13 protein-coding genes are annotated in these 16,929 nt (G+C 53.7%); 2 read left to right on the top strand and 11 right to left on the bottom strand.

Annotation, left to right across the window (positions count from 1 at the left end):
• Positions 1-41: 41 nt before the first annotated feature.
• Positions 42-653 (bottom strand): TetR/AcrR family transcriptional regulator, encoded by a 612-nt coding sequence (locus SIL79_RS05450; RefSeq protein ID WP_233963007.1) that lies wholly within the window; start codon positions 651-653, stop codon positions 42-44.
• A gap of 537 nt (positions 654-1,190) precedes the next feature.
• Here SIL79_RS05450 and SIL79_RS05445 point away from each other — a divergent pair.
• On the top strand, positions 1,191-2,648 hold the full coding sequence (locus SIL79_RS05445; protein WP_233963008.1) for an MFS transporter: 1,458 nt from the start codon (positions 1,191-1,193) through the stop codon (positions 2,646-2,648).
• On the opposite strand, the gene SIL79_RS05440 is transcribed toward SIL79_RS05445, so the two are convergent.
• From SIL79_RS05440 to speFL, 5 genes are all read right to left on the bottom strand, one after another.
• Positions 2,645-5,338 (bottom strand): DEAD/DEAH box helicase, encoded by a 2,694-nt coding sequence (locus tag SIL79_RS05440; RefSeq protein ID WP_233963009.1) that lies wholly within the window; start codon positions 5,336-5,338, stop codon positions 2,645-2,647. The genes SIL79_RS05445 and SIL79_RS05440 overlap by 4 nt on opposite strands.
• A 275-nt stretch (positions 5,339-5,613) precedes the next feature.
• Positions 5,614-6,768, bottom strand: a complete 1,155-nt coding sequence (locus tag SIL79_RS05435; protein ID WP_039035846.1) for a porin — start codon at positions 6,766-6,768, stop codon at positions 5,614-5,616.
• 76 nt (positions 6,769-6,844) lie between these two features.
• Positions 6,845-8,164 (bottom strand): putrescine-ornithine antiporter, encoded by a 1,320-nt coding sequence (gene potE, locus SIL79_RS05430; RefSeq protein WP_039035845.1) that lies wholly within the window; start codon positions 8,162-8,164, stop codon positions 6,845-6,847.
• Between the two features lie 58 nt (positions 8,165-8,222).
• Entirely contained in the window at positions 8,223-10,388 is a 2,166-nt protein-coding gene (gene speF, locus SIL79_RS05425; protein WP_039035844.1) for an ornithine decarboxylase SpeF, read from the bottom strand.
• A gap of 270 nt (positions 10,389-10,658) precedes the next feature.
• Complete coding sequence (speFL, locus tag SIL79_RS20665; protein ID WP_405130428.1) at positions 10,659-10,757, bottom strand: leader peptide SpeFL; 99 nt, start codon at positions 10,755-10,757, stop codon at positions 10,659-10,661.
• Positions 10,758-11,198: 441 nt separating this feature from the next.
• Between speFL and SIL79_RS05420 the strand changes: the two genes are divergently transcribed.
• Positions 11,199-11,525, top strand: a complete 327-nt coding sequence (locus SIL79_RS05420) for a YkvA family protein (protein ID WP_039035843.1) — start codon at positions 11,199-11,201, stop codon at positions 11,523-11,525.
• Between the two features lie 104 nt (positions 11,526-11,629).
• Here SIL79_RS05420 and SIL79_RS05415 read toward each other — a convergent pair whose 3' ends face one another.
• From SIL79_RS05415 to SIL79_RS05395, 5 genes are all read right to left on the bottom strand, one after another.
• Positions 11,630-13,528: a methyl-accepting chemotaxis protein gene (locus SIL79_RS05415; protein ID WP_039035842.1), complete on the bottom strand. Its 1,899-nt coding sequence runs from the start codon at positions 13,526-13,528 to the stop codon at positions 11,630-11,632.
• Positions 13,529-13,603: 75 nt separating this feature from the next.
• The gene (locus SIL79_RS05410) at positions 13,604-14,662 is read right to left on the bottom strand and encodes a porin (RefSeq protein WP_039035841.1); all 1,059 of its coding nucleotides are present in this window, start codon (positions 14,660-14,662) and stop codon (positions 13,604-13,606) included.
• A 103-nt stretch (positions 14,663-14,765) separates the two neighbouring features.
• Positions 14,766-15,731, bottom strand: coding sequence for a formate dehydrogenase subunit gamma (locus tag SIL79_RS05405; protein ID WP_071475636.1), 966 nt, complete (start codon positions 15,729-15,731; stop codon positions 14,766-14,768).
• Positions 15,732-15,749: 18 nt separating this feature from the next.
• Positions 15,750-16,373: a TorD/DmsD family molecular chaperone gene (locus tag SIL79_RS05400; RefSeq protein WP_039035839.1), complete on the bottom strand. Its 624-nt coding sequence runs from the start codon at positions 16,371-16,373 to the stop codon at positions 15,750-15,752.
• Complete coding sequence (locus SIL79_RS05395; RefSeq protein ID WP_039035838.1) at positions 16,370-16,918, bottom strand: 4Fe-4S dicluster domain-containing protein; 549 nt, start codon at positions 16,916-16,918, stop codon at positions 16,370-16,372. Before SIL79_RS05395 ends, SIL79_RS05400 begins: the two co-directional genes overlap by 4 nt.
• Positions 16,919-16,929 lie beyond the last annotated feature (11 nt).

Raw genomic sequence — 16,929 nt, 5'->3', positions numbered from 1 at the left:
GGGCGGCAGCAAGCCTTTGTTCTAAACAAGGGCTGCGTAGGTTAACAGCCCAGCAGACGCCGGAATTCCAGTGACAGAGCTTCGCCGAGTTGTTTCGCCGTCGCTTGGCGGTCCTTGATGCCGTTATGCATGGCGTTGTCTACCGCGCCATGCATGCCGTGATAGAGGATGATGGCGCTCAGCTCTGGCCTTTCCAACTGCCAGGCGCCATGGCGCTTGCCGCTTAGCAAAAGCTCAATAATCTGCGCCAACACCCGATCCCGCTCGCTGTTGCCGTGACCGTGGTAATAGTTGTCATGGAAGAGCAGGTCGTGCAGCTCTATACCGGCCAGATAGGCGTTGACACTGGCCCGGCACCAAACATCCAGTCGTGTCGGCCAGTCATCGCTATCGCAGGCATCCATTGCCAGTTGCACCTGCTCGACAAAATGCCGGCTAAAGCGTTGCCGCAGAGCCGAGAGTATCTCCGGCTTGGCATTGAAGTAGTGGTAAAAAGTCCCCTTGGCGACCTTGGCCTCGCGCACTATATCGCTGACTGTAGTGGCTTCAAACCCCTTCTCAATAAATAACTTCTGTGCCGCATCCATGAGTTCATCGAGACGAACCTCTGCCGGTTTAGTGCGTGGAGCCCCCGGGGTGCTGTTATTTGTCATTAGCCATACCACTCAATATAAGAAGTTTGATCTGCCAGGAAACTGCGTCGGCCAGGATAATGTTTTTCTTGGTCGATTGGCCGCCAAATTCTTTCATACTCGCCGAGTGAATCAAGCATAAGGAAGGTGCGAATAAGTCCTCGTGGCACTCTGGCTTACACAGCAATTGGCGTTCAAGGCATCTGACTGAAGGCATGCCGGGGCCTGTCGAAGTCGGATAACGCAGAGAGCCGGTTGCTGTGAAAGCCCCGAAGGGCGTGGCTTACAGGCCTGCCTGCGGTGTTGTGCTTCTTGCAAAGGACTAGGGCCATTTGCTGCGAACCACGCCTTGCATCCAAGCCAGTAAGCCGACGCAGAGCACACATGGGATTTGTTCGCACCTTCCTCAGGTCAGAATCGGCATTCATCCTACCTAAAGTGCTGATCCAAGGCCAGATGCCGGCTATCCAGTGATTGTAAATGTCATTGACCGACGGTCGGTCGAAATCTATATTGAGAATTATTCTCAATAATGACTGAGCTTCAATGAGGAACAGCATGTCTTCTCTGCGTCAGGTCGCTCTGCTTGCGGCCATCTGTCTGGGCACTTTTATGGCGACTCTGGATATCAGCATAGTCAATGTTGCCTTGCCGACCATGAAACAGGAGTTGGCAATCAGCATGGCGGATTCCCAATGGGTGGTGAACGCTTATGCCCTGTGTTTATCGGCTTTAATTCTTTCTTCTGGGCCGCTGGGGGACCGTTTTGGCCGCAAGTTGTTGTGGCTCTGCGGGGTCGTGCTGTTCACTCTGGGTTCAATCGCCTGCGCCATGGCAGACTCTCTGTGGCTGTTACTCCTGGGAAGGGTGATTCAAGGGATTGCTGGTGCCGCCGTTATCCCGGGAGCCCTGTCTCTGTTGACCCACGCCTTTTCTGACGTTGGCGCCCGCACCCGCGCGATAGGCATCTGGTCATCGGTCAGCGCCCTGTCTCTGATACTGGGGCCGATAGTCGGCGGTTTGCTGGTGCAGCATGTGGGTTGGCAGAGCATTTTCTGGATCAATGTCCCCATAGGCTTCATCGCATTACTGCTGGGGGCTTGGGGGCTGGACGAGAGTGCCGACCCGGAACAGGCGGCACTGGATTTTGCCGGGCAGTTGCTCAGCATACTTTTCCTTGGGGGACTGACCTATGGCCTTATCGGCTTGGGTGAGCATGATTGGTTGAGTTATCACACCTTGGTGCCGCTGCTGTTGGCCGCCATTTTGTTTGCGGTCTTTATCCGGGTTGAACTTAAGGCGCAGCGGCCACTGCTGCCGCTGAAGCTGTTTCGGCAGCGGGACTTTAGTTGCTATAACTCGGCTTCCTTTGTGTTGGGCTTTTCTGCCTACAGCAGCGTGTTTTTTATGTCGCTGTTTTTTCAGGAAGCGCAGCGTTGGGATGCTGCCGAGGCCGGTTGGCGGATGGCGCCCGAGTTTATCGCCATGGCTGTGGCGGCCATGGGGTTTGGCCGCCTGGCGGCGAACTTTGGAGTCAGGCGACTGATGAGTCTGGGGTATGGATTGATGGCTTTGGCGCTCATGTTGCTGTCAAACCTGCAAGCGGAAGCGGCTTATTTTCTGACGGCTGGCTATCTTGCCCTGCTTGGTTTGGGAATGGGGCTGGCGGTACCGGCAACCAGTGAGCTGGTGATGGCCAGTGTCGGGGCTCAGCGCTCGGGCATGGCTTCGGCCACCATGAATGCCGTGAGGCAGACGGGTATGACCTTGGGGATCGCCCTCTTGGGCACCTTGATGAGTCGGGTCATCTACATGGCCAAAGAGACTGAAAGTGGGGGACAGTTTGAACCGAGTGGGATAGCGGCGATAAATCATCAGGCGGTTGCCGCCGGCTTTGGGGTCGCCATGTTTTGGGCCGGCGTGCTTTGTTTGGGGATGACCTTATGGTTACTGCTGCTGCGTCATCCCCGTTTGGGTTCGCTTGCGGCCGCCAAAACCGCTTCTGATGATTGTTAACTCTGGGGTTCCCGAGTCAGCTTAGTGCGAATGCGCTCGATACAGGCACCGGGATTTTTCAACCAGAGTCCATAGCTGATGGGCAACATGGGCACCTTGGCCCGCTGCAGTATCTTGTATGTGTCCAGTTCAAAAAAGTCCATCCAGGGGCCGGGAAAGCCGATGAGATCCAGCGCCAGATACTCGCCCTGCCAGCGGCAGAGGATATCCACCTCTGTGCCGGCTAGCTCATAGCCTGGCCAGGTTTCGATATTGTGCCCGGCCAAGGCGTCACAGAGCTGGCGCTGAAACTTATCAAGGTGATCATTTTGCCTGTGCCGAGCATTGAATTGACGGCTGGATTCCAGATAACGGCGCAGCAAGGAATGACTCGGCAGTTCTTGGGCCGCTACCGAAACAAACAGGTGCTGTTGTTCCCGGGCGCGGGTGATGGCCACATTGAACACATCTTCACGGTTGAGGTATACCGCGGCTCTCTTGCTCTGTGGGTCAACGGCGAAGGAGAGATACATGATGTCGCGCTCCTCCCCCTGAAAACCAAAGGGGGTGTCGGCCCGCAGGCGATACTTTTCCAGTTCGGTGGCGGAAAACTGTTTGAACAAAGCATCGGCCAGCGCATCGGCCTGAGCCCTAAAAGGCGATAACACTCCCAGCGACTTGGTCATTCCCGCTTGCTCGCAGGTGTCTATCTGCTGCCTTATCAGGTTGCACAGTGCACTGATTTCAGCCTGGTTGACTCCCTGTTCACTGCGCTCGCCCATCACTGAGTGCAGATGCAGATGGCCGCTGCTGGTACAGGGTCTGTGCTGCATTATCCGCAGCCGCTGCTGATAAAACTGCGAGTTGCTGAAGCTGATAAGCTCGGGAGCGCTGCGAAAGTGTTCATCGAGAAAGGCGACCTGCTGCTGGGAGGCTATCTGCTCGGCCACCAGATCCAAAATTGATTTATCGCGATAGCTGCAGATGCCGGGTTGCGCTGTGGAAACGCCATGCAGTTGTTGCAACGCCAGCTCTTTGCTGCGGGACAGGAAGGAGATATGCCTGAGCTGCTTGCCATCGCCGACCACCAGTGCCCGTTTGGCCCGAAACAGCGCCGGTAAGGCGCTGGTGATATTGCTCTGGCTGGCTTCATCGAAGATAACCAGATCGAATAGTTCCCGCTGCAATGGCAATACCTTGTGTAGGGTATTGAGGCTCACCAGCCAGATGGGAAATGCCTGCTGCAACACCTGGTAATCCAAGGTATCGAACAGTGCAAACTGCCGCTGTGAGGTGCGGGAACGAATCGCCTGATTGAAAGTTTGCAGCTGTTGCCTGTGGTTGTTCAGCAAATCGGCGACCCGACTGGCTTTGACATTTTGCAGTAACTTGGCTGCCAGCGCCTCTTTGGTTGTCAGGCTATCGTTCAACTCATCCAGGGTGTTCCAATGTTGGCTCAGGTTCTCCATGTTGTGGCCAAACAGAGCAAGATAGAGCTGTAACAACCAGCGCCGCTGTGAGTGTTCCAGTTTGTGCAGCCTTTGACCGCGGCGAATGGCGCGACGTAAAAATCGCAGCAGCCGGCGTTCTGAGTTGTCCAGTTGCCGGTTCAATATATTGAGCTGGCTTTCCAACTGCCTCGGCGGGGTAAACTCAGGGGAATGATAGCCGTCCAGCAGATTGCTGAGATAATCCTTAAGCTGTTTCAGGAAGGCCTTTTGTCCCGCCCGCAAGCTGATGTCCTTGAGCCCGAACTGGCTCTCAAGCTTGTCGTTGATAACATCGAGTGCATGCTCGTTGTTGGCGACGATCAGCACAGACTCGCCCCGGGCCATATGCTCGGTCGCGACGGCGGCTATGGTATAGCTCTTGCCGGTTCCCGGCGGCCCGACAACGCAGCCAAGACTGTGGCCGGCGCCTATTTCCAGCACTTGCTGCTGTGCCCGGGACAGGAGGCAGGGCAGGTACTGGCTTTTGAGCTGGCGCTTGGCTTCGGTCTTGGGGGGCAGTTGTGCTCCCATCAGATTCTGCAGCGGCGCCGAGAGTTCGGCCGCATTCATCATGGCAGAGATCTCATGCAGAATACCGCGGCTGGCGCTGGGGCGTTTCAGAAACACCAGTGCCGATGCCGGCACCAGAGTTAACTTACGTTTGCGGGTCAGGCGGGCGAGGCTGTCATAGCCTGTCAGTTTGGGAAATCCCAGCAGCCCAAGAGCATCTATGTTCTGGTGGCTCTGGCTCAACAGCGAGGTCCAGCTGTCGGGGCGCTCGGGAGCGAAGATGGCATCCAAGCCGGCTTCCATAGTGTCTTCCGGCAGTAACAGCCGCAGCAAGGGTTCGTTAATCTGCAGTGCCCCCTCTTTGAGGGAAACATAGAAGCTGCCGTTATCCTCTTCCAACTGGGCTTCTTTAAAAACCAGAGGGCTGAGTACAGTGCGGGTCTGTCCCTCTTCCTTTAGCTGGCCGATCACGAAATGGGAAACATAAAGCAGTTGGCGCTCGCGTTGGTACATGGCGATTCTAGGCAGGAGTTGCGCCCCGGCTTCATGGGCGATTGGCTGTCTTGGCAGGAAACCCGAAAGCAGCGAGTCCTCGCCCTCAATAAACAGCCTGTCTTCCTGGTTTAGTTTGCCAAGGTGCCACAGATTAAGGTCGACACAATCTTCCTTATAGCAATCCTGGTAGTAAGCGAGTAATGGTTTGGCGGGCATAACTTTGGCTACTTTTTTTGCGGTGGCGCGGCTGCGTCCACTGAAGCCGCGGGATGGCAAGTATCCTAACGGTTTAGGCTTAAGCTTTCCAGAAGTGCGCCATGATGTCAGTCGCTTGGAATTCTTGGTCGGAGCCGGTCGGAACGCGCGGTAATCTAGGCTGTTGCAAATAAAAAAGACCACCCTGGAAGGAAGTGGGTTCAGGGTGGCCGAGCGTGCCTGGCAAAAGGAGGTTGCCAGCAATGGAGCGGGAGTGTGCCGCTATAGAAGTTCAGTTAAAAGAAGTAGTTGATCCCCACGGCGAAGTTATTGTCCTGGGCGGCATCTTCGGCCGGGTCATCCATGTCGCTGAAGTCCAGCTTGGCCTCAAAGAACATCACTGTGTCTCTGCTGTATCTGTAGTGCAGACCCAGCATGGCAAATTGGCGACGCCAGTTCCCTTGAATGGCGCTGTGTTGATCTGTATCCAGATCCAGGTAGCTCAACATGGCGATGGGCACAAAGCCGTTGTCGTATTGGTAGGCAACCATCAGCTCGGCGCCGGTGGCGTCGTACAGTTCACCGCCAACCAGTTCGTTGTTGTCACTCTTGTGGGCGTTGAAACCCACATACAAACCGCTGGCTTCACGGTTGGGTGCATAGTGATAATAGTCACCATACATGGCACCTATGCCTATTATCTGGTTGGTCACCTTGAGTTCAGTGCCTTCCAGGTGGCCGTCGATATCACCACGGTTGAAGCCGGCCAGCAGCTTGAACTTGTCGGTGACGCTGTAGGTCAGGCTGGCACCGTAGCTGGAATCAAAGTCCAGTTCAGAGTTGGCCAGTGGTTCGCCGTTGCTGTCCTGTACCGAGACCTCACCATCTTGCTTGGCGGCGTATTGCAGTGCCAGATGCAGCGGGCCAAAGTCATTGCGGTACTGGAATGCGGCATCGGCGCGCCCGGTCCCTGTCAGACCACCATCACCGAAGGTGTAAGCACCGACGGCATAACCGGCCACGACATTGGGTAAGTCTGTGGTCCCGGCCACGTCATAATAGGCGCCCCACTGTTTCCCGAAGGTTAGGCTACCCCAGGTATCGTGGGACAGACCGACATAACCCAGGCGGTTGTTGAGGAAGTCATCGGTTTTCTCGGCAGCCAGTCTGCCGCCCTGTAGCACCAGATTGTCATCACTGGTGACCATGTTGATGCCCCATTCGGTGACGGCATAGGCGGTCCAGCCATTGCGTTCTTTGCGCTCGAAGCTCAAACGTATTCTTGATGTGTCGTCAATCACTGAGGTCTCGTGGCCATCATTGTAGGCGGCGAAACCCAGCCAGCCGCTGATGCCAAAGCTGTTGCTGTCATCCTTGTACAGCTCGATTGCCTGGGCTGAGCCGCAGAGCAGCAGTGCAGGGATTGCCAGCGCCAGTATTGTCTTGTTCATAGTCCACCTCATCCAATATTGTTATTGATTTAACTTTTGGGTGGCGCGCACGCCGGGGAGTGCGCGCCCGTACGCCTTAAGCGTGTTTCAATTGCTGTTTGGCATTTTTGTTGGAGATGACGCCGAACAGGGTCCAACCGAAGAAGGTGGCAATAGACCCCAGCATCACAGCGGTTTCCCCTGAGCTATAGAGGGCATAGAAGCTGTACAGGGCACCAATTACGGCCATAAAGTTGGCAATTCGGGCTTGTTTTACAGGGATATTCAATTGCTTTTGCATCACACCCAGAGCAGCCATGGAAAGGATATAAGGGATGATGTTGGTGACCACGGCCAGGTTAACCAGCGCCTCAAACTGTTTGCTCAGTGAGGGGCTGATGGTCATCAGTGACAGTACGGTTTGTATAGAGACTATGATCAGCATGCCGACAACCGGGGCGTCTTTCTTGGTCACTTTGGAGAAGGCTTTAGGGAAGAAACCTTCATCGGCAGATGACTTGAACACCTGGGCGATGGTGAACTGCCAACCCAGCAGGGAACCGGTACAAGAGATGATGGCGCAGGCCATGACAATGGAACCGATAGTGGGGTTGAACATCTGCGCGAAGGCCAGACCGAAAGGTGCATTGGACAGCGCCAGCTCACCGTTGGGCACAATACCGGCGATCACATTGGTAGAGATGATATAGATAACCGCTGCACCTATGGTGCCGCCCATTACCGCGATAGGCACGTTTTTCTCTGGGTTTTCTACTGCTTCAGCGTTGGCGCAGGCAGATTCCAATCCCAGGAAGGCCCACAGTGTCATGGCGATTGAGCCACCCAGAGCCTTGAAGAATGGCATGTCGTGGGGGTTCCAGGCCGCCTTGTACAGGTCTAAATCGAACCAGTACCAACCTATGATGGACACCCCGATAACCGGAATGATAATCCCCCACACTGTGATACTGGATACCTGACCTGTGATGCGGGCGCCACCGAAGTTAGCCACTGTGGCCAACCAGAGCACACCTATGGTGGACAGACAGATGGCTATGGGGCTGAGTTCGACACCGAACAGCACGGCACCATAACCCACAGCGGAAATCGCGATGGCCACGTTGGCGATCAACAGAGATACCGCATAGGTATAGTTGGCCATAAAGTTGCCACTGCGACCGAAGGCATACTCGGCATAACCGCCCATACCACCGGATTTTTTGCTGAACATACCGCACTTGGCAAAGGCGTAGGCCAATGCCGTTGAACCCGCCGCTGTCACCAACCAGGACAGAATTGAAATCGTTCCCACCTGAGCCAGCTGGGTTGGCAGCATAATGATACCTGAGCCCATCATGTTCACTATGGTGAGTATGGTTAGCTGAACCACGCCAATTTTATTATTTGCTTTGCTCATAATTATTTACCTAAGTCATGTTGCCAGGTGGCGGGGCGCCATGCCCCGCCGCTTATGGTTAAGCTTTCAGGACATAGCCCATGGCCTGTTGCCGGCCTTCAGGGGTTTGTTCCAGATACACACCCTGCAGCTCAGGTGAGAAACCCGGCAGCAGATTGATCCCTTCTTCCAGGGCGAGGAAGTAACGTTGAACTGCGCCGCCCCAAATCTCGCCGGGAACCACACAGAGCACTCCCGGTGGATAAGGCAGGGCGCCTTCAGCCGCGATGCGACCTTCCACCTGTGACAGGGGCACCAGCTCCACATTGCCGCGGATAAACTCTATGTTGGCTTCCTGTGGGTTCATCATGGCTTTGGGGAAGTGAGCCTGACGGAACATCTCTTTTTGCAGCTGTTTTACGTCATGACTGACATAGAGGTCATGCATCTCCTGACACAGCTGGCGTATGGTGTAACCCTGATAGCGTTCCTTGTTGGCGTTGTAGACATTGGGCAACACTTCAGACAGCGGCGCATCTTCATCGACCAGTTTCTCGAAGCGGGCAATCTGAGATACCAGATGCTGCATCTTGGCCATGTTTTCGGCCGGGGTGATCAGGAACAGAATCGAGTTGAGGTCACACTTCTCCGGAATGATGTTATTTTCACGCAGGAAGTTGGCCAGAATCGTCGCCGGAATACCGAAGTTGGTGTACTTGCCGGTTTCGGCATCGATACCCGGAGTCGTCAGCAGGAACTTACAAGGGTCGACGAAGTATTGGCCTTTCTCATATCCCTCGAAGGCATGCCATTTCTGACCGGGTTCGAATTCGAAGAAGCGCAGGTCATCGGCCATCTGTTCGGTTTCATGAGCCTGCCATGGGGTACCTTCTATCATTGGCGGAATGAACGGCTTGATATATTTGCACTTTTTCAGCAGCAGTTTACGGGCTTCGATACCGGCTTTCACCGCCTCACGCCACAGGAAGCGGCCACTGGCGCCTTCGTGCATCTTGGCGTTGACATCCAGTGCGGCAAACAACGGGTAGAAGGGGCTGGTGGAGGCGTGCAACATAAAGGCGTTGTTGAAACGTTTATGGTTGCAGTATCTGTCCTGGCCTTTGATATGGCTGTCTTTCTTGTGGATTTGCGAGGTTTGTGAGAAACCGGCCTGCTGTTTGTGTACCGACTGGGTCACCAGGATCCCCGGATCTTCTGCGCTCAGCTCCAGCAACAGCGGTGAGCAGTCGTTCATCATGGGGATAAACTGCTCATAGCCCACCCAGGCGGAGTCAAACAATATGTAGTCACACAGGTGACCTATCTTGTCCACGACCTGACGGGCGTTATATATGGTGCCGTCGTAGGTACCCAGCTGGATCACCGCCAGGCGGAAGGGGCGCTTGGCATCGGCACGGCTGGGGTCAACCTTGCGTACTTCTTCACGCAGATAGTTTTCGCTGAAACAATGGGCATCGATACCGCCGATAAAGCCGAAGGGGTTACGGGCGGTTTCCAGATAAACCGGGGTAGCTCCGGCCTGGATCAGCGCGCCGTGGTGGTTTGACTTATGGTTGTTGCGGTCAAACAGTACCAGATCGCCCTTGGTCAATAGGGCATTACACACCACCTTGTTGGAGGCCGAAGTGCCGTTGAGGACAAAGTAAGTCTTGTCGGCATTGAATACCTTGGCGGCATGCTTCTGGGCATCACAGGGGGCACCTTCGTGGATCAACAGGTCGCCCAGTCTGACGTCGGCGTTACACATGTCGGCGCGGAATACTGTTTCACCAAAGAAATCAAAAAACTGGCGGCCAACCGGGTGCTTGCGGAAAAACTGGCCGCCTTGGTGTCCGGGGCAAGCAAAGGTGGAGTTACCCATATCGACATACTTTTTCAGCGTGCCGAAGAAAGGCGGCAACAGCGCTTGCTCATATTTATTGAGTGCAGTTTCTACCTGTTTGCCGTAAAACGCGGTACTGCTGCTGGCGCAAAGCTCGAATACGCCGGTAATGGCAGAGCAGATATCATCTGGGAAGGTTTCTTCACAACATACGGCGACGAAAATGGGTAGCTTTAGGCCTGTATTGTTGATTTTGTCGACTATGCCGTTATTAACGTCTGTTACTGAAACAACCACGGCACCAATATCGCAAAAATCGGTAGTTAATACGTTGACAACTTCTCTTTCAGTATCAAAACAAGAACGAACAGATAAACTTGCTGCAATTTTTAATGATTTCATAAAATAACCTTGTTTAAAAAAGTCAGCAGGGCTCGTATCGGAAAATAAATTCCAATATTAAAATTTAGATAAAGTCAGCCCTGGGCTGATATATTCAAGCAGCGATATTTCAGTAAGGCGTAGAGATACCATGACGAATGCTTCGTCAGAGAATAAGGTATAAGAAAGCCTTACCAATACGCGTGCAGGATATTACCGGCCGAGTAAAAGCAACTAATTGTATGTGTTGGGGATACTAAGGAGATGGATGCGCGGAGCAGCCTATCTCCATTAGTTGGAGAGGGCTGTGGCAGGGAAAAAGAAAGCGTGGTCAAAATAATCACGATGGGTCGGCATCATGATATGTCGGGTGCGCCTTATATGCGCCATGATTTTAGACTTTCTCTTCATATACTGCTCCGTTACGTCTAGAGAAAAGCACTGGTGATAACTTAATGGCGAGTTTATATCTGGGCAAAAAATAAAAGTATGAGCCAAGTCATAATTCTAATTAGTTGTTAAGGAATGTATCTGGGTGATTTAAAAAATTATTGTTTTTAATAGCTTGTATTAAAAATTTACACCTTATAGTTATATTTGCTGTAGATAATTAATGAGATGGTAATTATCTGAATTAAATTTTTATGTGTTATGGAATGTTATTGTTGGGTTCTTATCTACTTTTATTGCATCAACATTCAGCCGATCATGGTTGTTGCACAAAGGTAAATAAGTGGGTTGATTATTCCAATAATGACTCTTTTGAGTGATGCTTGACGTTAGCCTGGTCAGGGTTGAATACTGTCCTCTTTATTGGTTGTGGAGAGTGAGATGGAACAAGAGCAATACAGCGACAGTGGTTTTTGGGCCAAGCTCAAGGATTACGCCAAGCAGGCTGGTCGGGAAGTCGTCCAGAAGGCGCTCTGGCTATACTACGCCGCCCAGAGGCCAGATACCCCAAAATGGGCCAAAGCCGCAATATTTGGTGCCTTGGCCTATTTTATTACTCCTTTGGATGCCATTCCGGATCTGACCCCCTTGGTGGGTTTCAGTGATGATCTCGGTGCTTTGGCGGCGGCACTTGCCATGGTGAGTCTTTATGTGAACGCCGAGGTGAAACAGGAAGCTGATCAGACGCTGAAGCGTTGGTTTGACTAAACGAGTACCCTTAAGCCGGTTTTATACTAAACCTTGTTTAAGGGTTTGTCTCAGTTGCCGTTGGGAAAGGGGGCTTCGGGTGTAAGCCCCCGTGATCTACTTGTTTAACTGAGTTTAAATTGCCCCACAATCTGTTCCAGCTGTTGGTTGGCGGTGGCCAGGTTGGCGGTTTCGTTACGGCTGGCTTCACCGCTGCGAGCCAGCTCGTTGGCCATTTCGCAGATAGCGCTCATGTTACGGGTAATCTCTGCCGAGACCGAGCTTTGCTCTTCGGCGGCGGTGGCTATCTGAGTATTGAGGTCGTTAATCTGATTGACCGACCCGCCTATGGTATCGAGGTCTGTAGCGACTCTCTCTGTGGTTTTAGCTGTTTTCAGGCAGGTTTGTTTGGTTTTCTCCATCGAGTGGATCGCACTATTGGATGCCTCTCTGAGATTGTTCAGCGTTACCTCAATTTCTGCGGTGCTGTCCTGGGTGCGCGCCGCCAGAGCCCTTACTTCGTCGGCCACCACGGCGAACCCTCGTCCCTGCTCACCGGCTCGCGCCGCCTCAATGGCTGCGTTGAGCGCCAGTAGGTTGGTCTGATCCGCGATATCGCCGATGACCTTCAACACCTGAGTGATATTGGTGGTATCCCGGTCGATTTGACCTATCTGGTTTGCGGTATGCTCAACTTCCCTGACCAGGCGATTGACCGTTTCGGTCGCCTCGGCAACCACTAGTTTAGATGCCAGAGCCTGTTCGTTGGTCAACTGAGTAAAGGAAGCGGTTGTGCTGCCATTTTGGGCGACATCGTTGGCTGTGGCGCTCATCTCTTCCACTGCGGCGACAATTTGTTCCGTTTCTCTGGTGTGCGCCGACAATATCTGGCGATTGGTCTCGGTTTCTGTGTTGAGCCGTTCAACGCCACCTGAGATGTGTGTCGAGGCCTGCATGACTTCCTGCATCATGGCTTGCAGGTTAGCGATAAACTGATTGATCCCCTGGGAAATTTGCCCCAGATCATCTTGGTTGTGTATCTTGAGCCGTTTGGTGAGATCGCCATTGCCTTTCGATAACTCGGTGACCATAACCTTGAGGGACAAGATAGGGCGATAAAGCAGAGATAGTACCCCGAGCAAGATAGTAATGGCACACAGCAACATGATGGCAGAAGAGATTATGGCGTTTTTCAGAGCCTGATCCACCACCGCATAGGCGCCCGACTTATCCACGCTGATGAGCAGATACCACTGTTTGCCGTTGACCAAGGGAATTGCTTTAGAGAATGCGAGCTTATCGACGCCATCAATACGGTATTCCTGCATCATCTCATCATTGCCAAGCAGCTTCTGCTCCACCTGGGGGAGGCCAAAATCGCTAAAGTGGCTGCCGGTCACCAATTGGGGGGACTCCGAAGCCAGCACTTTACCTGTCTGATCCGTGATAAGGGCTACCGCGCCCGGATAGTCTATCGCGCTAACAACCTTATGAAGATAGGTGAGTTCTATGTCGCCCAGAACCACGCCATTGCCCAAGTTTTTCAAGATGGAGATCACCTTGTTGCCGGTACCATCGTCGGTATAGATATCGGTGACATCGAGCTGGTTGGTGGCCTTCCCTTGTTGATACCAGGGGCGTGTTCTGGGGTCGTATTTCCCCGCAATCGCTCTGCCGTTAAACCACTTATCGCTGGTCTCTGTGGAATAGGCGCTGCCGTCATCGAAGCCGAAGTAGATGCGGGCGACCCCGGTGAGATCTGTGGTGAGGCGTGCGGTGCTGGCGTAGCTGTCCCGATAGCTCCCTTGGTGGTAGTGTCGGGCCAGTTGATCCATTGCCTGGGCTTTGGCGCCAAACCAGGTGGCGACTTTATCGGACTCATTGCGGGTAACGCTGGTGAGCTTGTCGTTGACCCCGGCGATGGTGGCCTCTTTGATTTGGATATAGGAGAGCCAGTTTGAGATCAACAGGCTAAGGACGACTAAAGTGACCATAGAGGCCACGAGTGATTTCTTAAATCCCATTTATTGCTAACTCCATGATATGCGCTGAATAGAAGAGGCCGGAGTCGGCCTCTTCTGGAGGGCGTCTGGTTAGGGTTAGCCTTTCCAATTCAGATCGAAGTCGTAGCGAATGCCGAAGGCAATGCTCTTGTCGGTAGCGCGTTGTTCGTTGTCTTGCTGCAGATATTCAAGGTGCAAGCGCACATTGCTGGCAGGATTCCATTCCAGGGTGGTGTTGAAGCCCTGATAATCCAAGCTGATATCGGACTCCAGGCCATCATCGAAACGGAAGTAGCCCAGCTTGAGTTTGTAGTCCTGTGACAGGGGAATCGCCAGCGCGGCATCCAGGGTGCTGCCGTCCCTGTCTTCGCTGCCAGTCAATTGATAGTCTTTGTACTGGTAGGCGAGCGCCAGATAGATGCCGCTGTCGAAGCTGTAGGCCACAGCGGCGGCGCTGGTCTTATCTTTGCCGGTTTTCAGCTCACCTTCGAAATTGTCCTGTTCCAGATAGCTGACCCCCAAATGTAACCCCTGCCAGTCAAAGCCCAGACCGGCGTTGATGGCATCGGCGCCGCTGTTATCTCCCTCACCATCGAAGCGTGCCGAGGCCATCAGGGTAAAGTGCTGCAATTTGAACTGATACAACGCCAGATTGTCGGCAAAGAAGGGGCTTTCCTGATTGTAGGCAAATGGGCTGTTGGCGTTGTTGAATATGTCTGTATATTCGGCTACCAGGGTGTATTGCACCGGCCGTTGGCGGCCGAAGCTGAGCTGACCATAGGGGGAATCCACCCCGGCAAATGCCAGCCGGGCATCGCCGAAGCTGCCATCACCATTGAGATTGATTTTCCATTCACCTTGAGCCAGTAAGGCCCAGCCGGGGGCAAATTCGGTGCGGCCCTTGACGCCGATACGGGACAGGGCATCACCCACATCCCATTCATCTGTGATGTCACTGTCGCTGTAAACCAGGGTCGGGCGCAGTGAACCATAGAGGCTGAAGCTGCTGTTTTGGGCACTGGAGCTGACTTGTTGCTGTTCCAGACGCTTTAGCCGTTGGTCGAGCTCTTGCCAATCGTTGTTGCTGCCATTATCGGCTGCCATTGCTGTCAGCGGCAGGGCACAACCGAGTAAACATAGGGTAGATGTTCTCATCTGTTTGTCCCTCATTTGGGTATAGGGATCCCCGACCCGTCAGGGCCGCGGCTATCATAGGTTTGGGATGCCCTCCCCCGGGAGCAGGAGGAGGGCGTGGGAGTTATTTGCCTTTTGAGAGGCTTTTGTACCAGAGGTTGTGGTGTTGTTTTGCCCAGTTTTCGTCACACTTGCCGCTGAGCATACATTCCATACCGCCTTCAGAGATCACTGTGGCCATATAGATATGCACTACGGTAAAGGCACCGAGCACAAAAGCACTGACAAGGTGGAGGATCAATGCCAAATTGGCACCGTCTTTGGTGGCCACCAGGCTTGGGAACATGAGCACCAGACCCGAGCCGACCATCAGGGCACCGAACAAGGCGAAACACCAGAACCAGAGTTTTTCACCGGCGTTGGCAAAACCGGCATCCGGATGCTTGCCTTTGAAGGGGCCGAAGTTCAGGTAACCGCCAACCACTTTGAGCCAGCCGATATCACAGGCTTCCGGCAGTTGTTTACCGGCCCATTTGACCACCATGACCGCCCATCCCAGGATGAAGGGGAAGGCCATCAGGTCGTGCAGGGCTACCGAAGTGCCGATAAAGCCGGTCCAGTGGGAGGCGCCCATGTTGGGTTCCAGCCAGAAGCGGCCGGCAACCATGATAAGGCCTGTGATGATCAGCAGCAGGCAGGCGATAGCGCCGACCCAGTGCACCAACACATCCATGCCACTCCAACGGTCGACCTTTTTGCCGGAAAAGCCCTGACTCAGCTTGGCTTTGCCATTGATGGCCACGAACAGTGCCAGCAGCACTATCATGCCAAAGAAGCTGTAGCTCAGGAGGTCGGCCCACCAGGAGGCCGGCGCCAGAGTATCGAGATACCCTTGATTGACGGGGGGCAGAGCATCCGGGAACTGAGCTTGTTGCGGCATACCCCTGAGTTCGGGGATATCGCCCTGAATAGCCACTTCCTGTATAGGTTGCCACTGTTGTGGTTCGGGTGTCAGAGTGTCGGCGGCCAGCAGCGGTAAGCTGAATACTAAGGCCACAGCACCTGAGATAAAGGCATTCAAACTTTTCATGTCAAATCCTTAAACATCTTAATGATGCTTTGCAGTCGGAGTCTCGACCCCGGAATTCTTCAGTCTGGAAGTGAGGAAGTCTTCCAGCACCTGGGCATAGCAACGCCAGAAATCCTGCCGTGCATGTTGGCAGATCCCTTCAGTGAACGCCTGATACCAGGTGCCAAGATGTTGCTCGAGGAAGACTTGCGCCAACTGTTCCAGCTCATCGGCCGCGGCCGGATCTTCGTTTTGTTGCTGATGGCGCAGGGCCTCAGCACAAAACAGAAACTCCAGCTCATTGCCTATGTAGTCCGCCGGTTCGTTGAACCTGGTATCTATCACCAGTCCCAGCTGTTGATAGAAGTCGGCGACTTTCATGGTACGGTCCGTATTCAGCTGTCGACCGACATCGCGGTAGACAGATTCATAGGGTGGCACCAGCAATTTGGTGGGGCCGATACACATACGGTTGAAGTCACACTCAAGTTCCAGTGGCTCTGATTGCCATTGTTGGGCTTCCTGAAGCAGCTCTGGGTAGCGCTGCTCCTGTTCCAGCCAGTCGATAAGCCGCTTGAGCGACTCAGGGCTCGAAGGGGTAAACAACATCCCCTTCAAGGCCTGATAGCCTTTGGCGACCGGACCGAGGTCGAGGTGTGTCATGGTCGCTCCTTGATGATGACCATATTGGGCTTGGTGATGCAGTCGCCGTAACCTACGCCTTGCTTGCTGGCAGAAGGTTTCTGGGCCAATACCTGCTGTATTCTGTCGGTATCCAGACACTTGACCGGACAACCGTCGACACAGGCAGGTTTGAGCCCCTGATCGATAAGCTCAATACACATGTTGCACTTGGCAGCCTTACCATCGGTTTTCAGCATGACTACCGCATCATAAGGGCAGGCACTGACACACAGGCCACAGCCGGTACACTTCTCGCGATCCAGTACCACCAAGCCATCGTCACGCACTGTATAGGCTTGAGACGGACACACCATGAGACAAGCCGGGTTGCCGCAATGCATGCAGGAGTGGCTGAGCCACACGTCTACCATGCCGTCGTTGCGTTTGACTTCGTAGCGGTCTACCTTACGAAAGCGCACGTCTTCCGGCAGTTCGTTATGGATCTGGCAGGCTATGGTGCAGGCCTGGCAGCCGACACAGTTTTCCTGTCTGAAGACGAATCCGAGTTGATGTTTGTTTTCCATGAGGATCTCCT

The organism is Shewanella indica (genome assembly GCF_033842865.1).
Lineage (GTDB): Bacteria > Pseudomonadota > Gammaproteobacteria > Enterobacterales > Shewanellaceae > Shewanella > Shewanella indica.
Note: the sequence above shows the minus strand (reverse complement) of the source record. Positions and strands in the feature narration are given on the sequence as shown.